The sequence below is a fragment of the Stenotrophomonas sp. NPDC077420 genome (assembly GCF_044543385.1).
Lineage (GTDB): Bacteria > Pseudomonadota > Gammaproteobacteria > Xanthomonadales > Xanthomonadaceae > Stenotrophomonas.
In genome coordinates, this window is sequence record NZ_JBITVZ010000013.1 from 1 (window position 1) to 20,151 (window position 20,151).

20 protein-coding genes and 1 pseudogene are annotated in these 20,151 nt (G+C 66.5%); 16 read left to right on the forward strand and 5 right to left on the reverse strand.

The features are described 5' to 3' along the window. Positions 1-246: 246 nt before the first annotated feature. Complete coding sequence (locus tag ACIGII_RS13210; RefSeq protein WP_399638755.1) at positions 247-1,686, forward strand: ExeM/NucH family extracellular endonuclease; 1,440 nt, start codon at positions 247-249, stop codon at positions 1,684-1,686. 87 nt (positions 1,687-1,773) lie between these two features. Here ACIGII_RS13210 and ACIGII_RS13215 read toward each other — a convergent pair whose 3' ends face one another. Beyond that, positions 1,774-2,631 (reverse strand): EamA/RhaT family transporter, encoded by an 858-nt coding sequence (locus ACIGII_RS13215; RefSeq protein WP_399638756.1) that lies wholly within the window; start codon positions 2,629-2,631, stop codon positions 1,774-1,776. A 55-nt stretch (positions 2,632-2,686) separates the two neighbouring features. Between ACIGII_RS13215 and ACIGII_RS13220 the strand changes: the two genes are divergently transcribed. The 7 genes from ACIGII_RS13220 (at position 2,687) to ACIGII_RS13250 (ending at position 11,269) form a co-directional block, all read left to right on the forward strand. Beyond that, positions 2,687-3,361: an alpha/beta hydrolase gene (locus tag ACIGII_RS13220; protein ID WP_399638757.1), complete on the forward strand. Its 675-nt coding sequence runs from the start codon at positions 2,687-2,689 to the stop codon at positions 3,359-3,361. Further along, positions 3,358-4,458 (forward strand): cell division protein ZapE, encoded by a 1,101-nt coding sequence (gene zapE / locus ACIGII_RS13225; protein ID WP_399638758.1) that lies wholly within the window; start codon positions 3,358-3,360, stop codon positions 4,456-4,458. The genes ACIGII_RS13220 and zapE overlap by 4 nt, the downstream gene beginning before the upstream one ends. Positions 4,459-5,031: 573 nt before the next feature. After that, positions 5,032-7,443 carry a ribonucleoside-diphosphate reductase subunit alpha gene (locus ACIGII_RS13230; protein ID WP_399638760.1) on the forward strand — a complete coding sequence of 804 codons (2,412 nt, stop codon included), beginning with the start codon at positions 5,032-5,034 and terminating at the stop codon, positions 7,441-7,443. A 160-nt stretch (positions 7,444-7,603) separates the two neighbouring features. Beyond that, entirely contained in the window at positions 7,604-8,623 is a 1,020-nt protein-coding gene (locus ACIGII_RS13235) for a ribonucleotide-diphosphate reductase subunit beta (RefSeq protein ID WP_399638761.1), read from the forward strand. Between the two features lie 93 nt (positions 8,624-8,716). After that, positions 8,717-9,130 (forward strand): acyl-CoA thioesterase, encoded by a 414-nt coding sequence (locus ACIGII_RS13240; protein WP_068848408.1) that lies wholly within the window; start codon positions 8,717-8,719, stop codon positions 9,128-9,130. 47 nt (positions 9,131-9,177) lie between these two features. Further along, positions 9,178-9,999, forward strand: a complete 822-nt coding sequence (locus ACIGII_RS13245) for an NAD-dependent protein deacetylase (protein ID WP_399638762.1) — start codon at positions 9,178-9,180, stop codon at positions 9,997-9,999. A 160-nt stretch (positions 10,000-10,159) separates the two neighbouring features. Then, entirely contained in the window at positions 10,160-11,269 is a 1,110-nt protein-coding gene (locus tag ACIGII_RS13250) for an NADH:flavin oxidoreductase/NADH oxidase (RefSeq protein WP_399638764.1), read from the forward strand. Between the two features lie 43 nt (positions 11,270-11,312). Here the strand turns inward: ACIGII_RS13250 and ACIGII_RS13255 are convergent, their stop codons facing one another. Then, positions 11,313-12,239, reverse strand: coding sequence for a LysR substrate-binding domain-containing protein (locus ACIGII_RS13255; protein ID WP_399638765.1), 927 nt, complete (start codon positions 12,237-12,239; stop codon positions 11,313-11,315). 138 nt (positions 12,240-12,377) lie between these two features. On the opposite strand from ACIGII_RS13255, the gene ACIGII_RS13260 reads away from it, so the two are divergent. From ACIGII_RS13260 to ACIGII_RS13270, 3 genes are all read left to right on the forward strand, one after another. Then, positions 12,378-12,641: a DUF2798 domain-containing protein gene (locus ACIGII_RS13260; RefSeq protein WP_399638767.1), complete on the forward strand. Its 264-nt coding sequence runs from the start codon at positions 12,378-12,380 to the stop codon at positions 12,639-12,641. Positions 12,642-12,769: 128 nt separating this feature from the next. Next, a complete protein-coding gene (gene purU, locus ACIGII_RS13265) occupies positions 12,770-13,621 on the forward strand; it encodes a formyltetrahydrofolate deformylase (RefSeq protein WP_399638769.1) in 852 nt (283 codons plus the stop codon). 143 nt (positions 13,622-13,764) lie between these two features. Continuing rightward, positions 13,765-14,403, forward strand: coding sequence for a LysE family translocator (locus ACIGII_RS13270; protein ID WP_399638770.1), 639 nt, complete (start codon positions 13,765-13,767; stop codon positions 14,401-14,403). Positions 14,404-14,505: 102 nt separating this feature from the next. Here ACIGII_RS13270 and ACIGII_RS13275 read toward each other — a convergent pair whose 3' ends face one another. Both ACIGII_RS13275 and ACIGII_RS13280 read right to left on the reverse strand, forming a co-directional pair. Further along, positions 14,506-14,829 (reverse strand): hypothetical protein, encoded by a 324-nt coding sequence (locus ACIGII_RS13275; RefSeq protein WP_399638772.1) that lies wholly within the window; start codon positions 14,827-14,829, stop codon positions 14,506-14,508. Between the two features lie 483 nt (positions 14,830-15,312). After that, complete coding sequence (locus ACIGII_RS13280) at positions 15,313-16,209, reverse strand: LysR family transcriptional regulator (protein WP_399638773.1); 897 nt, start codon at positions 16,207-16,209, stop codon at positions 15,313-15,315. Positions 16,210-16,306: 97 nt separating this feature from the next. On the opposite strand from ACIGII_RS13280, the gene ACIGII_RS13285 reads away from it, so the two are divergent. Both ACIGII_RS13285 and ACIGII_RS13290 read left to right on the forward strand, forming a co-directional pair. Next, complete coding sequence (locus ACIGII_RS13285) at positions 16,307-17,176, forward strand: SDR family oxidoreductase (protein ID WP_399638775.1); 870 nt, start codon at positions 16,307-16,309, stop codon at positions 17,174-17,176. Positions 17,177-17,449: 273 nt separating this feature from the next. After that, on the forward strand, positions 17,450-17,932 hold the full coding sequence (locus tag ACIGII_RS13290) for a methyltransferase family protein (protein ID WP_399638776.1): 483 nt from the start codon (positions 17,450-17,452) through the stop codon (positions 17,930-17,932). Between the two features lie 115 nt (positions 17,933-18,047). Here ACIGII_RS13290 and ACIGII_RS13295 read toward each other — a convergent pair. Then, positions 18,048-18,209 (reverse strand): annotated as a pseudogene (locus ACIGII_RS13295) (integrase); the annotation flags it as partial. Between ACIGII_RS13295 and ACIGII_RS13300 the strand changes: the two are divergent. The 3 genes from ACIGII_RS13300 (at position 18,210) to ACIGII_RS13310 (ending at position 20,151) form a co-directional block, all read left to right on the forward strand. After that, on the forward strand, positions 18,210-18,515 hold the full coding sequence (locus ACIGII_RS13300) for a MarR family transcriptional regulator (RefSeq protein ID WP_399638778.1): 306 nt from the start codon (positions 18,210-18,212) through the stop codon (positions 18,513-18,515). A gap of 72 nt (positions 18,516-18,587) precedes the next feature. Further along, entirely contained in the window at positions 18,588-19,136 is a 549-nt protein-coding gene (locus ACIGII_RS13305; protein WP_088479559.1) for a TetR/AcrR family transcriptional regulator, read from the forward strand. Positions 19,137-19,164: 28 nt separating this feature from the next. Then, on the forward strand, positions 19,165-20,151 hold the full coding sequence (locus tag ACIGII_RS13310; RefSeq protein ID WP_399638780.1) for an NAD-dependent epimerase/dehydratase family protein: 987 nt from the start codon (positions 19,165-19,167) through the stop codon (positions 20,149-20,151).

Genomic DNA, 20,151 nt, shown 5'->3' on the forward strand with positions numbered 1-20,151 from the left:
CCGGGCTCTTTGGGCGTGGACAGGTGTGGTAACCACCATTTTCCAAAGATGTCCCGGATGAACAACCTACTGAGAGATCACAACTAACAGTCGGCTCTACCGGTCGGCTCTACCGGTCGGCTCTACCGGTCGGCTCTACCGGCCGGGTCCCACCTTCCCCCGCCCGGTCCGCATCCAGCCTCTCCGGCAAAGCGGACTTTCATGTTTCACGGTTACCCTGTGCGCCCGTTCCCGGAATCGCCGTCGATGCGCCGTCGCACCCTCGCTCTCGCCCTGTCGCTGCTGCTGCCCGCCACCGCCTTCGCCCAGGCCCAGCCGCAGGCACGCCCGACCGCATCGACCCCGGCTGCCACCGCGCCCATTACCCTCACCGCCGCGCCCGCCGACTGGCGCACCCTCGACGGCCGGCACGTGCGTATCACCGCCCCGCTGACCGTGGCCGGCACCGATGGCCTGGCCCGCTTCGGCGAACTCACCGTGGCCTTCGACGGCCGCCTCTGGCAGCCCAGCGAGGTGGCCGCCCCGGGCAGCGACGCCCATGCCAGGGTGATCGCCGACAACCAGCGACGCCGCCTGCTGCTGGATGACGGCAGCGATGCCCGCGACCCCGGCCCGGTGGCCTACCTTCCCGCCGACGCCACCCTGCGCACCGGCACCGTCCTGCGCAACGTGGAAGGCATTGTCCGCGTGGATGCCAAGGGCACGCCGCGCCTGCAGGTCACTACCCCGCTGACGCTGCCGGCACTGAACCGCCCGGCCGCCCCGGCGGTGACTGGCAGGCTCAAGGTAGCCGCCTTCAACCTGGAAAACTTCTTCAACGGCGATGGCCAGGGCGGCGAGTACCCGACCCTGCGCGGCGCCCGCACCCTGGCCGAACACCAGGCCCAGACCGCCAAGCTGGTGGCCACCGTCAACGCGCTCGGCGCCGACGTCGCCGCCCTCATGGAACTGGAAAACGACGGCTACGGCCCGCAGTCGGCAATCGCCGAATTCGTCCGCGCGCTCAACGCCGCGCCGGGCGGGCAGGGCGATTGGCGCTTCATCGACGCCGGCAAGGGCCCGGGTGAGAACCCGATCCGGGTCGGCATCATCTACCGCAGCTCAACGGTGACCCCAGTCGGCAAGCCGGCGGTGCTGGAGACCGGCCCGTTCGGCCCGCACAGCCGGGTGCCGCTGGCGCAGGCGTTCCGCGCCGGCAAGGGGGCGCCGTTCGTGGTGGTGGCCAATCACTTCAAGTCCAAGGGCTGTTCCGAGGCCAGCGGCGCCGATGCCGACCAGAAGGATGGCCAAGGCTGCTGGACCGCCACCCGGGTGGAATCGGCGCGCCTGCTCAACCAGTGGCTGGGCACCGACCCGACCGGCGCCGGCACCGCCGACGCCATCCTGCTGGGCGACTTCAACGCCTACGCCATGGAAACCCCGATCCGCGCCCTGCACGACGCCGGCTGGCGCGACGCCTTCGCCGTGGCCAAGGTCGAGCGGCCCTACAGCTATGTGTATAACGGCATGACCGGCCGCCTCGACCACGCCCTGCTCAGCCCGGGCATGGCCAAACGCCTGCGCGGCGCCGCCGAATGGCATATCAATGCCGACGAAGCCGACGACGCCGGTTACCGCGACCGCAACGTCACCGGCCCGTGGCGCAGCTCCGACCACGACCCGTTGATCCTGGGTTTCGACCGGTAACGCCCCGAATACGCACGGATATCGAACCGGAAACGCACGGATATCGAACCGGTAGGTGCCGACCGTTGGTCGGCACTGCGCGCGATCTCACCCCCAGGCGATGAACCCGATCGCCACCACTGCCAATGCCAGCCCCACGCGGTTCCACCGCGTGGTCGGCTCGCCAAACGCGAATACCCCCACCAGCGCCCCCAGCACCACCACGCCGATGTTCATCCCGGCAAACACCGTGGCCGGGCTGTCCGGCAGCGCCTGGTGGGCATGCACATAAAAGAGAATGTTGCCGCCATTGAGCAGCCCCAGCAGCGCCCCCGCGCCCAGGTTGCGCGCGGCCAGCCGGCTGCGCCCCGTGGCATGCCGCCACCCCTGCACCCCCAGCATCAGCACGAAGGCAATGCTGAAGCACGCCAGCAGCGCCGCCATCGACGGCGTCCCCGACAACGCCACCTGCTTCAGCAGCACGTCCACCAGCGCAAAGCCCACCCATACCGCCAGCAGCCAGCGCCAGCTGCCCGCCTCACCGGCCACCGCCGGCCCACGCGGGCGCAGGCTGATGCCCAGCATCGCCACCAGCCCCAGCCCAAGCCCCAGCAGTTTCAGCGGCGTGGCGGTCTGTCCGAAGAACAGGAACGCGGCCAGCAACGACAGCAGCAATGACAACCGCTGCGCCACATCGGTGCGTACGATCCCGGCTACCGCCACCGCGCGGCCCAGCACCAGGAACAGCGACGGCAGCACCACCGCCAGCACCAGCAGCGCCGGCCACGGTGCATGCGCGGACTGCAGGGCCTCCAGCGGAGGCCGCAGCATGGCGGCGGTAAGCACGGCCGCCACCAGGTAATTCCAGGTGACCATCTGGCCCACATCCAGCTGGCGGCGCGCGGCCAGCTTCAGCAGCACCGACACCAGCACGCTGCAGACCACGCTGAAAAGCAGATAGAACATGGGGTTCCAGGCAGGCGCGGCGGTGAAGCCCGCGGGGGAGCGGTATTATGACGCCATGCACAATCCCCCATTCCCCAATGAAAGCGGCCCGCTGCAGCTGGCCGGCCCGGTCGGCGCGCTGGACGTGGTGGTCGACCTGCCCAAGTCCGACGTGACCCCGCAGCCGGTGGTGGCGGTCATCTGCCACCCGCTGTCCACCGAGGGTGGCAGCCTGCACAACAAAGTGGTGACCATGGTGGGCACCACCCTGCGCGAGCTGGGCATCACCACCGTGCGCTTCAACTTCCGCAGCGTCGGCACCTCGGCCGGCCGCTTCGACCAGGGCGTGGGCGAGCAGGACGACCTCAAGGCCGTGGTGGCCTGGGTGCGCGAACAGCGCCCCGACGCCACCCTGTGGCTGGCCGGCTTCAGCTTCGGGGCCTTCGTGTCGCTGCGCGCATCGGCCGACCTGCAGCCGCAGGTGCTGGTCTCGATCGCCCCGCCGGCCGGGCGCTGGGAGTTCGACGGCGTGCAGCCGCCGGCCCACTGGTTGGTGATCCAGGGCGAGTCCGACGAAATCGTCGACCCGCAGAAGGTGTATGACTGGCTGGACAGCCTGGATGCCCCCCACGAGCTGGTGCGCATGCCCGAAACCAGCCACTTCTTCCACCGCAAGCTGATCGACCTGCGCGGCGCGCTCACCCACGGCGTCAAGCACTGGCTGCCCCACCTGGACAGCGCCAGCGCATGAGCGATACCGCACTGACCCCGTCGCAGCGCTACGCCGAAGGCGTGGCCCGGGGCGAATGGCAGAATGACCCGGCCCAGCATGCCGCCCTGGCCGAGCTGGACCGCATCCACCTGGCCCTGGTGGACAGCGCCCAGGACGGTTGGCTGGACCGCCTGTCGGCGTTCTGGAAGAAGCCCGAGCCGGTCAAGGGCCTGTACTTCTGGGGCGGGGTGGGGCGCGGCAAGACCTTCCTGGTCGACCTGTTCTATGACGGCCTGCCGATCGAACAGAAGTACCGCACCCACTTCCATCGCTTCATGCGCGGCATCCATGAGCGCCTGCGCGAGCACCAGGGCCAGAGCGACCCGCTGGCCCGGATCGCCCAGGAATGGCGTACCAAGCTGCGCGTGCTGGTGCTGGACGAGTTCTTCGTCACCGACATCGGCGATGCCATGCTGCTGGCGCGCCTGCTCGAGCGCATGTTTGCCGAAGGCGTGACCCTGGTCACCACCTCCAACACGGCGGTGGAGAACCTGTACCTGAACGGCCTGCAGCGCGACAGCTTCCTGCCCGCCATCAGCCTGCTGCAGACCTACTGCGTGGAGCTGTACGCCGAAGGCACCGAGGACTACCGGATGCGGGCGCTGACCCACTCGCCGGTGTACCAGTCCCCGCGCGACGCCGACAGCGATGCCTGGCTGGCCTCGCGCTGGGCCGCGCTCAGCGGTGGCCAGCCACCCAAGCCCGGCAACATTGAGATCGAAGCGCGCAAGATTCCGGTACGCGCGCGCGGCAAGAGCATCGTCTGGTTCGACTTCGCCGCCCTCTGCGAAGGCCCGCGCGGCCCCTCGGACTACATCGAGATCGCCCGCGAGTTCACCACCCTGCTGCTGGGCGACATCCCGCACTTCGACCGCATGAATGAAGATGCCGCGCGCCGCTTCGTCAATCTGATCGACGAGCTCTATGACCGCAACGTCAACCTGGTCTGTACCGCCACCGACGCCCCGGTCGCCCTGTACACCGGCACCCGACTGCAGGGCGCCTTCGAACGCACCGCCTCGCGCCTGATCGAAATGCAGAGCGCGGAATACCTCGGCACGCCCCACCGGGCGTAACCGAGGCAACCGGCCGTCACCCGGGCTCGAACAACGGGCCGGAACAAGGCGTAGGGACACGCCATGCGTGTCCGCGGGGTGCCCGATCCGCGCGTGATTGTTACGCCCGCGTGACGCCCAACTGTTCCGTTTTTCGACCCCCTCCATCGCACGAAAAGTCGCCCTCAACCCTTGACTGCGCATTCGCTTTCGACGGGTCGCGACCGTTCGTCGGACGCCCCCAACAGCGGAACCTTGCGCCGCAAGGGATTGCCCCGATTCCCCGGATTTGGCGTTGACGGACCCCCATACCCCCACTATCTTGTGGCCGTCGGTCCCTTCGACCACAAGTGGAGGGTCCAAAGAGGGCCTACCGCCCGCCGACAACCGCATGCCGAACAGGGTGCGGTGCTGGTAGCGCCAGTCTCCGGGGGGAGATGACCGGTGACGCAAGGGGATGTCCGCAGCGCACTCGCGCCGGTCGCGTCCCATGCGACACCGTCAGTCCATCCTTGGAGCCCCGAGCGCGCCGGTTCCACGCCTGCCTGGCAGGCGACCCTGTGCCACCCCAAATCACGCCAAGAGGAAACCGCCGTGAGCACCGAAACCAGCGCAGCCACCGAACAGGAAAGCGAATTCCTGCTGACTTCGCCGCCGACCAATACGGCGATGAGCGTCACCAAGCGAAACGGCACGACCGAACTGGTGGATCTGAACAAGATCGTGCGCGCGGTGCAGCGTTCGGCCGAAGGCCTGCACGCGGTGGACCCGATGCGCGTGGCCACCCGCACCATTTCCGGCCTGTACAACGGCGCCACCACCCAGGAGCTGGACGAGCTGTCCATCCGCACCGCCGCCCTTCTGATCGGTGAAGAGCCCGAGTACGGCCGCCTGGCCGCGCGCCTGCTGGCCAACTACATCGCCAAGGAAGTGTCCGGGCAGGAAATCCATGCCTTCTCGCAGTCGGTGGGCCGTGGCCACGAAGTGGGCCTGATCAACGACCGCCTGCTGAACTTCGTGCAGACCAACGCGCGCAAGCTCAACGATGCCATCGACCTCAGCCTCGACCTGAACTTCGACTACTTCGGCCTGCGTACCCTGTACGACCGCTACCTGCTGCGCCATCCGCACACCCGCAAGGTGATCGAGACCCCGCAGCAGTTCTTCCTGCGCATCGCCAGTGCGCTGAGCGAAGACGTGCCGGAAACCCTCGCGCTGTACAAGCGCATGGGCAACCTAGACTACCTGCCGTCCAGCCCGACCCTGTTCAACTCCGGCACCACCCACGAGCAGCTGTCCTCGTGCTTCCTGCTCGATTCGCCGCAGGATTCGCTGGAATCGATCTACTCCAAGTACGGCGACATCGCCCAGCTGTCCAAGTTCAGCGGCGGCATCGGCGTGAGCTACACCCGCGTGCGTTCGCGCGGCTCGCTGATCAAGTCCACCAACGGCCATTCCAACGGCATCGTGCCGTGGCTGAAGACCATGGACTCGTCCGTGGCCGCAGTGAACCAGGGCGGCAAGCGCAAGGGCGCGGCCTGCGTGTACCTGGAAACCTGGCACGCCGACATCGAAGACTTCCTCGAGCTGCGTGACAACACCGGCGACGAATCGCGCCGTGCGCACAACCTCAACCTGGCCAACTGGGTGCCGGACCTGTTCATGAAGCGTGTCGAAGCCGACCAGGAATGGTCGCTGTTCGATCCGCGCGTGGTGCCCGAGTTCACCGACCTGTTCGGTGAAGCCTTCGAGGCCGCCTACCTGCAGGCCGAAGCACAGGGCAAGGCCAACCGCACCATTTCCGCGCGCAAGCTGTACTCGCGCATGATGCGTACCCTGGCCGAAACCGGCAACGGCTGGATGACCTTCAAGGACAAGTGCAACCGCGCCAGCAACCAGACCCTGCGTCCGGGCAACGTGATCCACCTGTCCAACCTGTGCACCGAAATCCTGGAGGTCACCTCCAACGATGAAACCGCCGTGTGCAACCTGGGTTCGATCAACCTGGGCAACCATTTCGACGAGCACAACGAGTTCGACTACGAAAAGCTGGCCGAAACCGTGCGCCTGGCCGTGCGCCAGCTCGACCGCGTGATCGACCTGAACTTCTACCCGATCGAAACCGCCCGCCGCGCCAACATGCGCTGGCGCCCGGTCGGCCTGGGCTGCATGGGCCTGCAGGACGTGTTCTTCCGCAAGCGCCTGCCGTTCGACAGCGCCGAAGCCCGCGCGCTGTCGAAGAAGATTGCCGAGACCATCTACTTCCACGCCCTGGAGACCTCGGTCGAACTGGCGCAGGAACGTGGCAAGCACCCGTCGTTCAACGACACCCGTGCGGCCAGCGGCGAACTGCAGTTCGACGCCTGGAACGTGGTGCCGGAAGACGGCGCGCGCTGGGACGCCCTGCGTGCCCGCATCAAGGAACACGGCCTGCGCAACTCGCTGATCATCGCCATTGCCCCGACCGCCACCATCGCCTCCATCGCCGGCTGCTACGAGTGCGTCGAGCCGCAGGTGTCCAACCTGTTCAAGCGCGAAACGCTGTCGGGCGACTTCCTGCAGGTGAACCGCTACCTGGTGAACGAGCTGAAGAAGCTCGGCCACTGGACCCCGGAAATGCGCGACACCATCAAGATGGCCGAAGGCTCCATCCAGGGTATCGCCCAGATCCCGGAAAGCCTGCGCCAGATCTACCGCACCGCGTGGGAACTGCCGATGCGTTCGCTGATCGACATGGCCGCCGACCGTGGCGCGTTCATCGACCAGTCCGCCTCGCTCAACCTGTTCATGGAAAGCCCGAACATCGGCGCGATGTCCTCCATGTACATGTACGCCTGGAAGCAGGGCATCAAGACCACCTACTACCTGCGTTCGCGTCCGGCCACCAAGATCGCCAAGACCACCATCAGCCACACCGCAGCGGCTGCCCCGGAACAGGTGTTCAGCCCGGAAGAAGCCATCGCCTGCTCGCTGGAAAACCCGGAAGCCTGCGAAGCCTGCCAGTAATCCGCGGGGCGCCCACCGCCCCGGTAGCGCCGGCCGTTGGCCGGCCTCGACCCCCCACAGCGCCGGGCCCGCCCGGCCGCTCCACCGGCCCACCGGCCGGAACAAACACCCGGTAGGTGCCGACCGTTGGTCGGCACACGCCTTCGAAGGACAGAAACACATGGCCGACACCCGCAAGCAGATGCTGCTCGATCCCGGTTTTGAACTGACCCTGCGCCCGATGCGCTACCCGCAGTTCTATGACATGTATCGCAACGCGATCAAGAACACCTGGACCGTGGAAGAAATCAACTTCCAGATCGACATCAGCGACCTGCACACCAAGATGTCGCCGGGCGAGCGCCACCTGATCCACCGCCTGGTTGCCTTCTTCGCCACCGGCGACTCGATCGTGTCCAACAACCTGGTACTGAACCTGTACCAGCACTTGAACGCGCCCGAAGCGCGCATGTACCTGTCGCGCCAGCTGTACGAAGAAGCGCTGCACGTGCAGTTCTACCTGACCCTGCTGGACAACTACCTGCCGGACCCGGAAGAGCGCGCCAAGGCGTTCTCGGCGGTGGAGAACATCGACTCCATCAAGAAGAAGGCCGACTTCTGCTTCAAGTGGATCGACTCCATCCAGGGCCTCACCCGCATCGAGACCCGCGACCAGCGTCGCCAGTTCCTGCTCAACCAGATCTGCTTCGCCGCCTGCATCGAAGGCCTGTTCTTCTTCGCCGCGTTCGCCTACGTGTACTACTTCCGTTCGCGTGGCCTGCTCAACGGCCTGGCCTCGGGCACCAACTGGGTGTTCCGCGACGAAAGCGCGCACATGGACTTCGCCTTCGAATGCGTGGACGTGATCCGCGAGGAAGAGCCGGACCTGTTCGACGATGAAATGAAGCAGCAGGTCTACGACATGCTGGCCGAAGCCATCGAATGCGAAGTGCAGTTCGCCGAAGACGTGCTCTCCGGCGGCGTGGCCGGCATTTCCACCCGCGACATGCGCCAGTATCTGCAGCACTGCGCCGACAACCACTTCCACCGCCTCGGCATGGAAAAGAAGTACAACGTGCGCAACCCGCTGCCGTTCATGGAACTGCAGGACGTGCAGGAGCTGACCAACTTCTTCGAACGCCGCCCCTCGGCCTACCAGGTGGGCGTGCAGGGCGAAGTGTCCTTCGACATGAACTTCTGATCCCGATCAGAACGTGCCCCGAAAAACCCCGGCGCTGCCGGGGTTTTTTGTTTGCCGTATCATCCGCGCGAACCCCACCTTACGGCCGCCCCCATGACCGCCACCCCCGACGTCGTCCCGCCCACCGAAGTGCGCATGGCCGAAATCGTGTTCCCCAACCACACCAACCACATGGGCACCCTGTTCGGTGGCCAGGCGCTGGCGTGGATGGACAAGGCCGCGTTCCTGGCCGCCGCGCGCTACTCGCGCCGTACCGTGGTCACCGCCCGTTCCGACCAGGTGGACTTCAAACTGCCGATCAGCATCGGCCAGATGGTGGAAACCGTGGGCCGCATCGTGGAGGTGGGCCGCAGCTCGATGAAGGTGGAAGTGGAGCTGATCGCCGAGGACCTGCACACCGGCGAGCGCAAGCTGTGCACCCGCGGCCACTTCGTGATGATCGCGCTGGACGAGAACCACAAGCCCACCGCCGTGCCTGCGCTGCCGGCCGACATCGCCGGCCCCTGAACGGGCAGGGCGATTGCGAACCCCGCAACCGCCCCCATCTAGCTGGCATGTCCACCTCTCTGGCCGACTTCATTCACCGCGCCCGTCGCCTGTTCGTGCTGACGGGCGCCGGCTGCAGCACCGACTCGGGCATCCCCGACTACCGCGACGCCGACGGCCAGTGGAAGCGCACGCCCCCGGTGAACTACCAGGACTTCATGGGCGAACTGGCCACCCGCCAGCGCTACTGGGCGCGAAGCCTGCTGGGCTGGCCGCGCTTCGGCCACGCCCGGCCCAACGCCACCCACGCCGCACTGGCTGCGCTGGAAGCGCGCGGCCAGGTGGAAGTGCTGCTCACCCAGAACGTGGACTGCCTGCACCAGCGCGCCGGCAGCGTAGGCGTGATCGACCTGCACGGCCGCCTGGACCGGGTGCGCTGCATGGGCTGCGAAACCCGCAGCGACCGTGAGGACTTCCAGCACACCCTGCTGGCCACCAACCCCGGCTGGGACACCCTGAACGCCGGCATCGCCCCGGATGGCGACGCCGACCTGGAGAACGTGGACTTCGGCGCCTTCAACGTACCGGCGTGCCCGCAGTGCGGCGGCATCCTCAAACCGGACGTCGTCTTCTTCGGCGAAAACGTACCGCGCGAGCGTGTAGCTGCCGTCCACGACCACCTCGCCAACGCCGACGCCGTGCTGGTCGTGGGCTCCTCCCTGATGGTCTATTCCGGCTACCGCTTCGTCCAGGCCGCCGCCAAGGCCGGCCTACCCGTAGCCGCCCTCAACCTCGGCCGCACCCGCGCAGACGACCTCCTGACCCTGAAGGTCGAACAGCCCTGCACACAAGCCCTGTCCTTCCTCCTCCCCGATGCGGTCCCCCTATGATCGGCGCGTCGTTCCCTTGGCGCGTGGCGACGCGTTCTTCATGAAGGCAGGCACGGGCCATCGCGCCGCACCCACACCGTTCCAAACAAACGGTTGCCTGCACCCCCGCTTCCGGGTGCAATAACCCCCCGGTTTCAACATCCCCCCGAGTCGCCCGCCCGTGAGCCAGCTTTTCTCCCCCGTAACCTTCGGACCGCTGACGCTGTCCAACCGCATCGTCATCGCCCCGATGTGCCAGTACTCCTCCACCGACGGCCTGGCCAACGACTGGCACCGCCAGCACCTGGGCATGCTGGCCCAATCCGGCGCCGGCCTGCTGATCCTCGAAGCCACCGCCGTGCTGCCGGAAGGGCGCATCAGCTACGCCGACCTGGGCCTGTGGGACGACGCCACCGAAGCCGCCCTCACCGACGTGATCGCTTCGGTAAAGCGCTGGTCGCCCATGCCGATCGGCGTGCAGCTCGCCCACGCCGGCCGCAAGGCCTCCTCCGCACGCCCGTGGGACGGCGGTGGTCCGCTGCCGCCGACCGACCCGAACGGCTGGACCGTCAAAGCCCCCTCGGCGCTGCCGTTCACCGCCAACGGCCCCACGCCCGAAGCGCTGGATGAAGCCGGCATCGACGCCGTGGTGGAGGCCTTCGCTGTGGCCGCCAAGCGCGCCGAGCGCGCCGGCCTGGACCTGATCGAACTGCACGCCGCGCATGGCTACCTGCTGCACCAGTTCCTGTCGCCGCTGAGCAACAAGCGCCAGGACGAGTACGGCGGTTCGCTGGAAAACCGCATGCGCCTGCTGATCCGCGTGTTCGACGCCGTGCGCGCAGCGGTCTCCGACCGCATCAGCGTGGGCGTGCGCATTTCCGCCAGCGACTGGGTCGACGGCGGCTGGGACATCGAACAGAGCACCACCCTCGCGCAGATCCTCGACCTGTGCGGCTGCCAGTTCCTGCACGTGTCCAGCGGCGGTCTCGACGCACGCCAGAAGATCGCCCTCGAGCCCGGCTACCAGGTACCGTTCGCCGCCGCGATCAAGGCAGCCAAAGTGCGCATGCCGGTCATCGCTGTCGGCCTGATCACCGACCCGGCGCAGGCCGAATCGATCCTGCGCCACAACCACGCCGACGCCGTCGCGCTGGCCCGCGGCATCCTCTACGAACCGCGCTGGCCGTGGCACGCCGCCGCCGCCCTCGGCGACTCCATCACCCCGGCCCCGCAGTACCTGCGCTGCGAACCGCGCGAAGCCCGCGGCGTATTCACCGCACCCACCGCGTGATAAACCCGGTAGCGCACGACCGTTGGTCGTGCGCCGCCTGATCTCATTCGATACCCACCCGCCACGCACCCGGCAACCCCTCCACCACCGTCTGCATCAACGCCCGCACCTTCGGCGTCAAATCGCGCCGATCACTCACGCACAAAAACACCCGCATCGGCTCCGGCGACGTCCGCGCCCCATCGCCCGACGCGAACAACACCTGCAACGCCCCGCGCGCCAGCCACGGTTCCGCCACGAACGCCGCCAACCGCGCGATCCCACCGCCGGCCGCTGCCATCGCCGCAATCGCATCGATGTCATCCGACACCAGTGCCGGCCGCATCTCCGCCTCGAAGCGGATCCCATCGCGCACGAATCCCCACGGCAGCAACCGCCCATCCACTGGATAGCGGAACACCAGGCAACGATGCTCGCGCAGCGCCTCCGGCGTGTCCGGCGCACCGGCCTGCGCCAAGTACGAAGGCGCCGCACACACCACGAACGGCACCTGCGCAACAGGCCGCGCGACCAGCCCATCCACCAGCTGCGGTTCGATCCGGAAGCTCACGTCCACATCTTCGCGCGCGTGGTCCACACTGCGGTCGGCCAACAGCAGCTCGATCGCCAGCCCGGGGAAGCGCGCCTGCAGCGCCGGCAGCATCGGCGCCAGCACGTGGCGGCCAAAGGCGGATGTGCTGGCAATGCGCAACCGCCCCTGCGGCACCGCATCGGGATCGGTGACCGCGGCCTGCGCCCGTTGCAGGTCGCGCTCGATATGGCGCACCTCCTCCAGGTAGCGCGCACCGCGTTCGGTGAGGGCCAGCGAGCGGGTAGTGCGGTTGAACAGCCGCACCCCCAGGTGCGCCTCCAGCCGCGCGATGTTCTGCCCCACCGCCGCCGGGCTGATTCCCAGCGAGCGCGCCGCCGCCGCCAGGCTGCCGGCATCGGCGGTACGGACGAAGCTGCGGATTGACTGAAGAATGTTCATGGTTACGCCAATTATGGCGCCCCATTGCGCAGATCTGCTTTGCAAAGAGCCAAGGCCGCGCGCGCTACCGCCGTCCCGCGCCCCCGCCTATCGTGCCGACCCTGCAGCCACCCCGGCTGCCTCTTCAAGGACTGCCCGATGACAGACGCACAGACCTTCCCGCGCCGCTGGAAGCTCAGCCCCCGCACCACCCCCTACGTATTCGCCTTCTTCATGGCCTCGATCATGGCCATGCTGATGTGCCTGGTCATCACCGCCGCCAATGCCGGCATCAACGCTCAGTTCCCCGCCCGCGTACTCGGCGCCTACCAGCTCGCCATGCCCACCGCCTTCGTCTGCGTGCTGATGGTGCGCCCGCTGGTGATGCGGCTGGTGGCGCTAACGGTGCATCCACCGGCCTAAGCGGACGGTAGAGCGGACGGTAGAGCGGACTGTTAGTCCGCTGCTCCAATGCATCAATCCCACGCCGCAATTAGTTGCAACTGACATCGTCCCCCCAGAGGCCCACACCGCTCCACTAAACTCACCCCATGCGCCCCGACTCCATCCTCACCCTCTCATGCCCGGACCGTACCGGCATCGTTTACCGCGTCTCCGGCCTGCTGTTCGAGCAGGGCTGCAACATCCTGGACGCGCAGCAGTTCGGCGACGACGAGAGCGGTCGATTCTTCCTGCGCGTGCATTTCGACCGCGACCGCGAGCAGCCCATCGAAGCCATGCAGGCCCGCATGGCCACGCTGGCCGCCGACTTCCAGATGGACTGGCAGCTGCACGACGCCCGCCGCCGTGCACGCCTGCTGGTGCTGGTGAGCAAGCAGGGCCACTGCCTGAACGACCTGCTGTTCCGCGCCCACAGTGGCCAGCTCAAGGTGGATATCACGGCCGTCGCATCGAACCACGAAGACTTTGGTGCTCTGGCGGGCTCCTACGGCATCCCGTTCCACCACCTGCCGGTGAACGCCGACAACCGCGCCGTACAGGAACAACAGATCATCGACCTGGTCGAGCGCGAACAGATCGACCTGGTGGTACTGGCCCGCTACATGCAGATCCTGTCACCGCGCCTGTGCCAAGCCTTGGCCGGTCGCGCGATCAACATCCACCACAGCTTCCTGCCCAGCTTCAAAGGCGCGCAGCCGTACCACCAGGCCCACGCGCGCGGCGTAAAGATCATCGGCGCAACGGCCCACTACGTGACCTCCGATCTCGACGAAGGCCCCATCATCGAACAGGACGTAGCACGCGTAGACCACGCCATGACCCCCCGCGACCTGGTCCGCCTTGGCAGCGACACCGAATCGCAGGTGCTGGCCCGCGCCGTACGCAGGCACGTAGAACACCGCATCCTCCTCAACGGCCACCGCACCGTAGTCTTCCGCTAGCGACTCCCACAGTCGCAACCGATCCGGTAGCGCCGGCCGTTGGCCGGCCTTCACGAACCCGGCAGAAAACCGTGCGGTAGAGCCGGGCTCTGCCCGGCTACTCAGTAAAAATAGAGCGTCACCGCACCCCCCCGGAGCAACACGTGCCAGCACCCTACTGGGCCGAATTCCTCAGCCTCGCCGTCATCCATTTCCTCGCGGTGGTCGCCCCAGGCCCAGACTTCGCCGTAGCCGTGCGCCAGAGCGTGCGCTTCGGACGCAAGGCCGGCATCTACACCTCCCTGGGCATCGGCGCCGGTATCTCGGTCCACGTGATCTATACCCTGATCGGCGTGGGCGCCCTGCTGCACACAACGCCGTGGTTGATGACCGCTGCCAAATGGCTGGGTGCGGCGTACATCTTCTATCTGGGCGTGAAGTTCCTCGCCAGCAAACCGGGCAGCGCCGCTGGCGTCGTCACCGAGGGGAAGCCAGAGGAAGTGAAGCAGAGTCCCCGGCAGGCATTCGTCATCGGCTTCATGACCAATGCGACCAACCCCAAGGCGACCCTGTTCTTCCTCGCGGTGTTCACGACGATCGTCAGTGCACAGACACCGTTGCCCGTCCAACTGCTCTACGGCGCCTGGATGTGCCTGGTCAACGCCGCCTGGTTCGTCCTGGTCAGCGTCGCATTCTCAACCGCAGCAGTGCGAAAGAAATTCCTGAGTGCCAGCCACTGGTTCGAGCGGGCGATGGGCGTGCTGCTGATCGGGTTCGCGCTGCGGCTGGTGTTCATTGCGTAGACGCGGCGGGGGAGGGGCCACAGGTGCTCGCGCGTCACGTTCGGCATTGAAGACCCGCACCGAGCCTCCAATGCCGAGCTGGAGATCATCACGCACCCGGGCTCACTGCTGCTGATTCAACTGCCGTGCCCGCGACTTCTTCGGCGTGTGCTTGCGATACCGGTACGGAAGCTCTACTGGCGTTTCGTCCAACGTCAGCGTCACACGCCCCGGGGCGCCTTCCACCTTTACCCGGTAGCCCGCCTTCAGTCCGAGCCGTTCGAGCCATACCCCGCAAAGCGACAGGTAGGGAATGGCGACGTCCGGCGGCAGGATATTACCGGCAGGGTGCTCCACGGCTGAAATGCGAACGCTCTTGGGCTGGTACCAGCCAAGGCCAACTTCATGCTTGGATCCGCTGGCCGAATCCTTCTCTGAACTGCGCATGCGTCTACTCCATCGGAAGTACTCCCTCGTCGGCGACGAGGGAGTCGGGAGGTTGATATCCGCTAGACCGACGGCGTGACTTATTTCCCAGGGGGTGTTGTATTCGCCACCCTCCCGACGCAGAGTTTTGCACTTTCATCTGATCTAACGAAGGGATATCAAGCCCCGAATCCACACCATGCACAGCTGCTCAGATGAAGAGAAGTTGGCATTTCACCAGCATACCGGCATCTCCGATTCACCGGACAGATGGTGCGACGCAAGCGAGCCTGAATCTGGCCATCGGGCAGGAATTGCTGGAATGAATGTCCCAGAATCAGAGGCACGCAACGTTTGCCGATTGTTCTCCACAACCCTCGATGTAAGAAGAGATGCGCGTCGCAACCAGCCCGCACCGCGCAGCACGCTGGTAGCGCCGACCGTTGGTCGGCCTTCGCAATATCAGCAATCGCGAGAGCCGGCGATGGAGGCCGCTCCTGTCCGTCAGCGGCCCCCACCTGCGAACGCGGCCAGCTCCTCCGCCTGGCCCTCGGGGAAGGATTCCCTGAGCAGGTCGAGCAGCGCCGACACCCTTGAGCTGAGCAGCCGTCGCGACGGGTACAGCGCCCATATCTCGATGGGCGGCGCCTTCGCATCTCCCCAGGACACCAATGCGCCATCCCTGAGATCGTCGGCCACCAGCGAGAAGGGCAGCATCGCCGCGCCGGTGCCTGCACGAACGGCATCGCGCACCATGGTCAGTGCGCCCAGGCGCAGCACCGGATCCACCGCGATACGCCTCTCGCCACGCGGCGTCACCAGGTCCCAGCCGGTGGCATCGCTGGATGGCCGGAACACCCCAGGCGCCGTCTCGCCCACCGCGGGCAGGGGCAGGTCCGGGTGCGCCACCGCTACCAGGCGGTCCCGGATCAGCACCCGCCCCACCAGCCGCTCATCCGGATCCGGATTGACCCTTATCACCAGGTCATAGCCTTCTTCCACCATGTCCACGGCGCGGTCTTCCGTGGTCACATCGAGCCGCACCTGTGGGTAGCGCTTCACGAACTCGGCTGCAATCCTGCCCAGCGCCATCTGCGAGAACAGCATCGGTGCGCTCACGCGCAGCCGCCCACGGGGCGTGTCGCCGCCTGAGGCAATGGACGCGGCCGCTTCGTCCAGTTCGGTAAGCAGCGTCTCGGTGCGCTCGAACAGCGCCCGACCCTCCTCGGTGAGCTTCAGCGTGTGCGAGCCACGCTCGAACAGCCGCACCCCCAGGCTGGCCTCCAGCTCACCCACGCGGCGCGACAGCGTTGCCTTGGGGCGCTCGGCCGCGCGCGCGGCACGGCCAAACCCGCCGTGTCGCGCCACCAGGTTGAAGTCGGCCAAGGCCAGCAGGTCCATGTGTTACACCAGCGAGACAGGTGGTCCAAGTATATGGGCTATCGGCCCGCATGCGGATCAACAACCATGAGGCCTCACCACCCACCCGGAGTACCCCATGACCATTCTTGTTACCGGCGCCACTGGCACCATCGGCCGTCAGGTCGTCCAACACCTCATCCATCGCGGCGCAAGCGTTCGCGCACTGGTCCGCACCCCGGCCACCGCCAACCTGCCAGCCACCGTGGAGCTGGTGCAGGGCGACCTGCTGGACGTGGATGCCCTCCGCCAAGCGCTGAAGGGCGTCTCCACGCTGTTCCTGCTCAACGCCGTGGTCGCCGACGAATTCACCCAGGCACTCATCACCCTCAACGTGGCCCGCGAGGCCGGGGTGAAGCGCGTGGTGTACCTGTCGGTGATCCACAGCGACCGCTACGTCAACGTGCCCCACTTCGCCGGCAAGTTCGGCGTGGAGCGCATGATCGAGCAGATGGGCTTCAGCGCCACGATCCTGCGCCCGGCCTATTTCATCGACAACGACCTCACCATCAAGGACGTGGTGCAGGGCTACGGTGTGTACCCCATGCCGATTGGCAGCAAGGGGCTGGCGATGATCGACACCCGCGACATCGCCGAGATTGCCACCACCGAGCTGCTCAACCGCGACCAGGCGCCGGACAACAGCGCGCTGACCCGACTCAACCTGGTGGGCCCGGAGGCCCTCACCGGAGAACAGGTGGCGGCCATCTGGAGCGATGTGCTGAACCGCCCGATCGCCTACGGCGGCGATGACACGGCCGCCTTCGAGCAGAACCTGCGCCAATTCATGCCGGTGTGGATGGCCTACGACATGCGACAGATGGCCGAGCGATTCATCAGCGACGGCATGCTGCCAGGCGCGGGTGACGTGGAGCGGTTGATGCAGTTGCTGGGGCGGCCGCTGCGTACATACGCCGCGTTTGCGGCGGAGCAGGCGTCAGCGGGCTGAGGGCCGAGCCAGGGGCAGCGGTTGAACCGCTGCCTTGTCGGCCCGGCGCTGGGTTTGCGAGCGGCCGCGTCCGGGTAGAAGAGTCGGAACAGGTCTGTTTCGATTGCACCTATGGCCTCGCCTATAATTGGTGCGATTACAGTGCCGGGAGTTCATTTGGGGTGGCTGGCAAAGCTAATCTTTCGAAAGGTCGCGAGCGAGTCAGATGAGTCTAGCGATGACGTCGACTTACACTTCCCTCAACCTCAATCGACTTCGCGGATCGCGCTGTTGATGTCGGAATATGAGCGGAGAAGTTCAACACCCGGTTCGGTGATTGAAAAGAAAGTTCCGCCGCCTGTTCTCGTGGGCGTGCTTGCAGTCCTCACCTGGCTCTTGCCCAGAGCCACTGAACCGTCTTCGCTGCTGTCGGCGGTTGGCGTCGCACTCCTTGTAGTGGGTCTAGGCATCAACGCCTGGCCCAAGGTGCTGTTCCGGCGCGTGGGCACCTCGGTCAGTCCGGTCCAGCCGGAGCTGGCGTCCGCGCTCATCATCCATGGGCCTTACCGCTTTTCGCGTAATCCGATGTACTTGGGATACGCACTTGCACTTCTGGGCTTGTCCGCCTGGCTGGCGCAGCCATGGGGGTTGCTCGTAACAGCATTCTTCGTAACGTACATCACGCGGTTCCAGATCCTACCCGAGGAACGGCATTTGTCCTCTCGTTTCCCGACGCAGTACGCTGCCTACTGCAGGTCGGTCCGTCGCTGGGTCTGAGGCTCAGAGATTCTTTCAAGGGGTAGCCGTTTCGCAGGCCCAACGAATTCAGCGTCCGCTTCTGGCCGGAAGCGGCCCCAAGTCGTGCTTTGAAGAGCCGCGACTTCCGCCCCCCTCAGGCTTCGGTCTGCTCCGCCATCTCTAATGCATCCACCGCCTCGATCCCTAGATATCTCACTGTGCTCTCAAACTTGGTGTGGCCAAGGAGTATCTGAACTGCGCGCAGGTTCTTTGTTCGGCGGTAGATCAGTGATGCCTTGGTCCTACGCATGCTGTGATGCTGGACGAGCGCGGCCCCCTGTCGGTGACAGCGTTGGCGGAGGGCACTGAAACCTCCACCGCGGCCGTGACCCAGCTGCTGAAGAGGCTGGTGGCGGCCGGGTATGTAGACAAGCAGGAGGCGGCCGACGACCGGCGCAAGGTGCGGGTGAAGCTGACGCCCGCCGGTCGAGCGCGCCACCGGCAGCGTGAAGAAAGCATCGAGCAGTGGATGCAGCAGGCGCTGGCGCAGTACTCCGACGCCGATCTGTCGGCGGCCACGCAGATCCTGGGCCAGCTGGGCGCGCTCTACGACGCGCTGTAGGCCTCACGCCGGGCTTTACAACATCGCGTCCATATTTATAATCGACCGGATGGTTAAATATGGAGCCCGTCGATGGGTCGCCGCAAAAGCATTGATCCGCAGCACGTCCTGGATGCCGCCGAGCGCGTTGTCGCCCAAGTGGGGGCGGCGCGGCTGACCTTGGATGCGGTGGCCGCCGAAGCCGGGGTCAGCAAGGCCTCGGTGGTCTATGACTTCCAGTCCAAAGCCGGTCTGATCCAGGCGGTGGTTGAACGTGCGGTCGCCCGCGACAACGCCTTCAACCGTGAGGCGGCCAAGGGCTTCGAGCAGGATGCGGTGCTGCGTGGGCGCCTCGCTGCGGCCGAGCAACCCTTTCCCGAAGCCTTCCAGCCGGTGGCCCTGGCGCTGTGCGCGGCCATGGCGCAGGACCCGCAGCTGCGCGCGCCCATCCAGCAGAACCAGGCGCAGATCCTGGCCGAGATCCAGCAGCAAGCCACGCACCCGCGCAGCGCGTTGCTGGCCTACCTCGCGCTGGAAGGCATGAAACTGCTGGAGTCGCTGGACTACGTGCAGTGGCCGTCCGCGCAGCGGCAGCAGCTGCTGCAGGACATTGGCGCGCTGATCGACACGCCGCCGCGCTGAATCCGTTTTCTCCCCCGAGGTAACCCTGATGAGTTCTTCCATCCTCTTCCTGACCGGAGGAAGCGGCTACGTGGGCCGCAATCTGATTCGCCGCCTGTGTGCAGACGGCCACCACGTACGTGCGCTGGTGCGCAGCCCCCAAGCCGCGGCAGTTGTAGAGGCGCTGGGCGCCCAACCAGTACACGGTGATCTGCTCGACCCGGGTATCGCTGCGGCGATGCAAGGCTGTACTGCGCTGATCCACGCAGCTGCCGACACCGACCACCGCAATGCCTCGTCCAGCCAGTGGCAGACCAATGTGGAGGGCACCCGCAACGTGCTGACCGCTGGCCTCGCTGCGGGGGTGCCGGTGGCGGTCGTGCTGAGCAGCGAATCGGCGCTGACCCGCGGTGCGCCCCTGCATCAGGCGCGCGAAGACCATCCGTACCCGGCGCGCGCCGCCGGCGTCTATGGCGCAAGCAAGGCCGAAGCGGAACGGGTAGCGCTGGCGCTATCCACGCCACAGTTCGCGGTGAAGGTGCTGCGACAGCGCTTCGTCTGGGGCCGCGACAACACCACCGCGATGCCATACCTGCTGCAGGCCGTACGCAGTGGGCGCTTTGCGTGGATCGATGGCGGGCACTACCTCACCTCGGCCACGCACGTGGACAACCTGGCCGAAGCGGTCAGCTGCGCGCTGACCCGTGGCGCTGGCGCACGCATCTACCACGTCTGCGATGGTGCGCCGGTGGCATTCCGGCGCCTGATTGGTGCCCAGCTGCAGGCCTACGGCGTACAGCCGCCCGACAAACAGGTGCCCCGCGCGTTGCTGCGTGTGTTCATCGGATTGGACGACCTGTTCCGCAGGCTGAGGCTGCCACTGCGTGCGCCGATGACCCGCCAGGAATTTGCGTCCTCTGCCGTGGAAGTGACACTGGACGACAGCCGTGCCCGCAGCGAACTGGGCTACCGGCCGGTGGTTACGCTGGACGCCGGGATCGCAATGCTCAAGCACCACGTGGCCGAGCAAGGCTGA

Coding starts and splice junctions, on each gene's coding strand:
- ACIGII_RS13210 (WP_399638755.1), top strand. CDS start 247: ATGCGCCGTCGCACCCTCGCTCTCGCCCTGTCGCTGCTGCTGCCCGCC.
- ACIGII_RS13215 (WP_399638756.1), bottom strand. CDS start 2,631: ATGTTCTATCTGCTTTTCAGCGTGGTCTGCAGCGTGCTGGTGTCGGTG.
- ACIGII_RS13220 (WP_399638757.1), top strand. CDS start 2,687: ATGCACAATCCCCCATTCCCCAATGAAAGCGGCCCGCTGCAGCTGGCC.
- zapE (WP_399638758.1), top strand. CDS start 3,358: ATGAGCGATACCGCACTGACCCCGTCGCAGCGCTACGCCGAAGGCGTG.
- ACIGII_RS13235 (WP_399638761.1), top strand. CDS start 7,604: ATGGCCGACACCCGCAAGCAGATGCTGCTCGATCCCGGTTTTGAACTG.
- ACIGII_RS13240 (WP_068848408.1), top strand. CDS start 8,717: ATGACCGCCACCCCCGACGTCGTCCCGCCCACCGAAGTGCGCATGGCC.
- ACIGII_RS13245 (WP_399638762.1), top strand. CDS start 9,178: ATGTCCACCTCTCTGGCCGACTTCATTCACCGCGCCCGTCGCCTGTTC.
- ACIGII_RS13255 (WP_399638765.1), bottom strand. CDS start 12,239: ATGAACATTCTTCAGTCAATCCGCAGCTTCGTCCGTACCGCCGATGCC.
- ACIGII_RS13260 (WP_399638767.1), top strand. CDS start 12,378: ATGACAGACGCACAGACCTTCCCGCGCCGCTGGAAGCTCAGCCCCCGC.
- purU (WP_399638769.1), top strand. CDS start 12,770: ATGCGCCCCGACTCCATCCTCACCCTCTCATGCCCGGACCGTACCGGC.
- ACIGII_RS13275 (WP_399638772.1), bottom strand. CDS start 14,829: ATGCGCAGTTCAGAGAAGGATTCGGCCAGCGGATCCAAGCATGAAGTT.
- ACIGII_RS13280 (WP_399638773.1), bottom strand. CDS start 16,209: ATGGACCTGCTGGCCTTGGCCGACTTCAACCTGGTGGCGCGACACGGC.
- ACIGII_RS13285 (WP_399638775.1), top strand. CDS start 16,307: ATGACCATTCTTGTTACCGGCGCCACTGGCACCATCGGCCGTCAGGTC.
- ACIGII_RS13290 (WP_399638776.1), top strand. CDS start 17,450: ATGTCGGAATATGAGCGGAGAAGTTCAACACCCGGTTCGGTGATTGAA.
- ACIGII_RS13300 (WP_399638778.1), top strand. CDS start 18,210: ATGCTGGACGAGCGCGGCCCCCTGTCGGTGACAGCGTTGGCGGAGGGC.
- ACIGII_RS13305 (WP_088479559.1), top strand. CDS start 18,588: ATGGGTCGCCGCAAAAGCATTGATCCGCAGCACGTCCTGGATGCCGCC.
- ACIGII_RS13310 (WP_399638780.1), top strand. CDS start 19,165: ATGAGTTCTTCCATCCTCTTCCTGACCGGAGGAAGCGGCTACGTGGGC.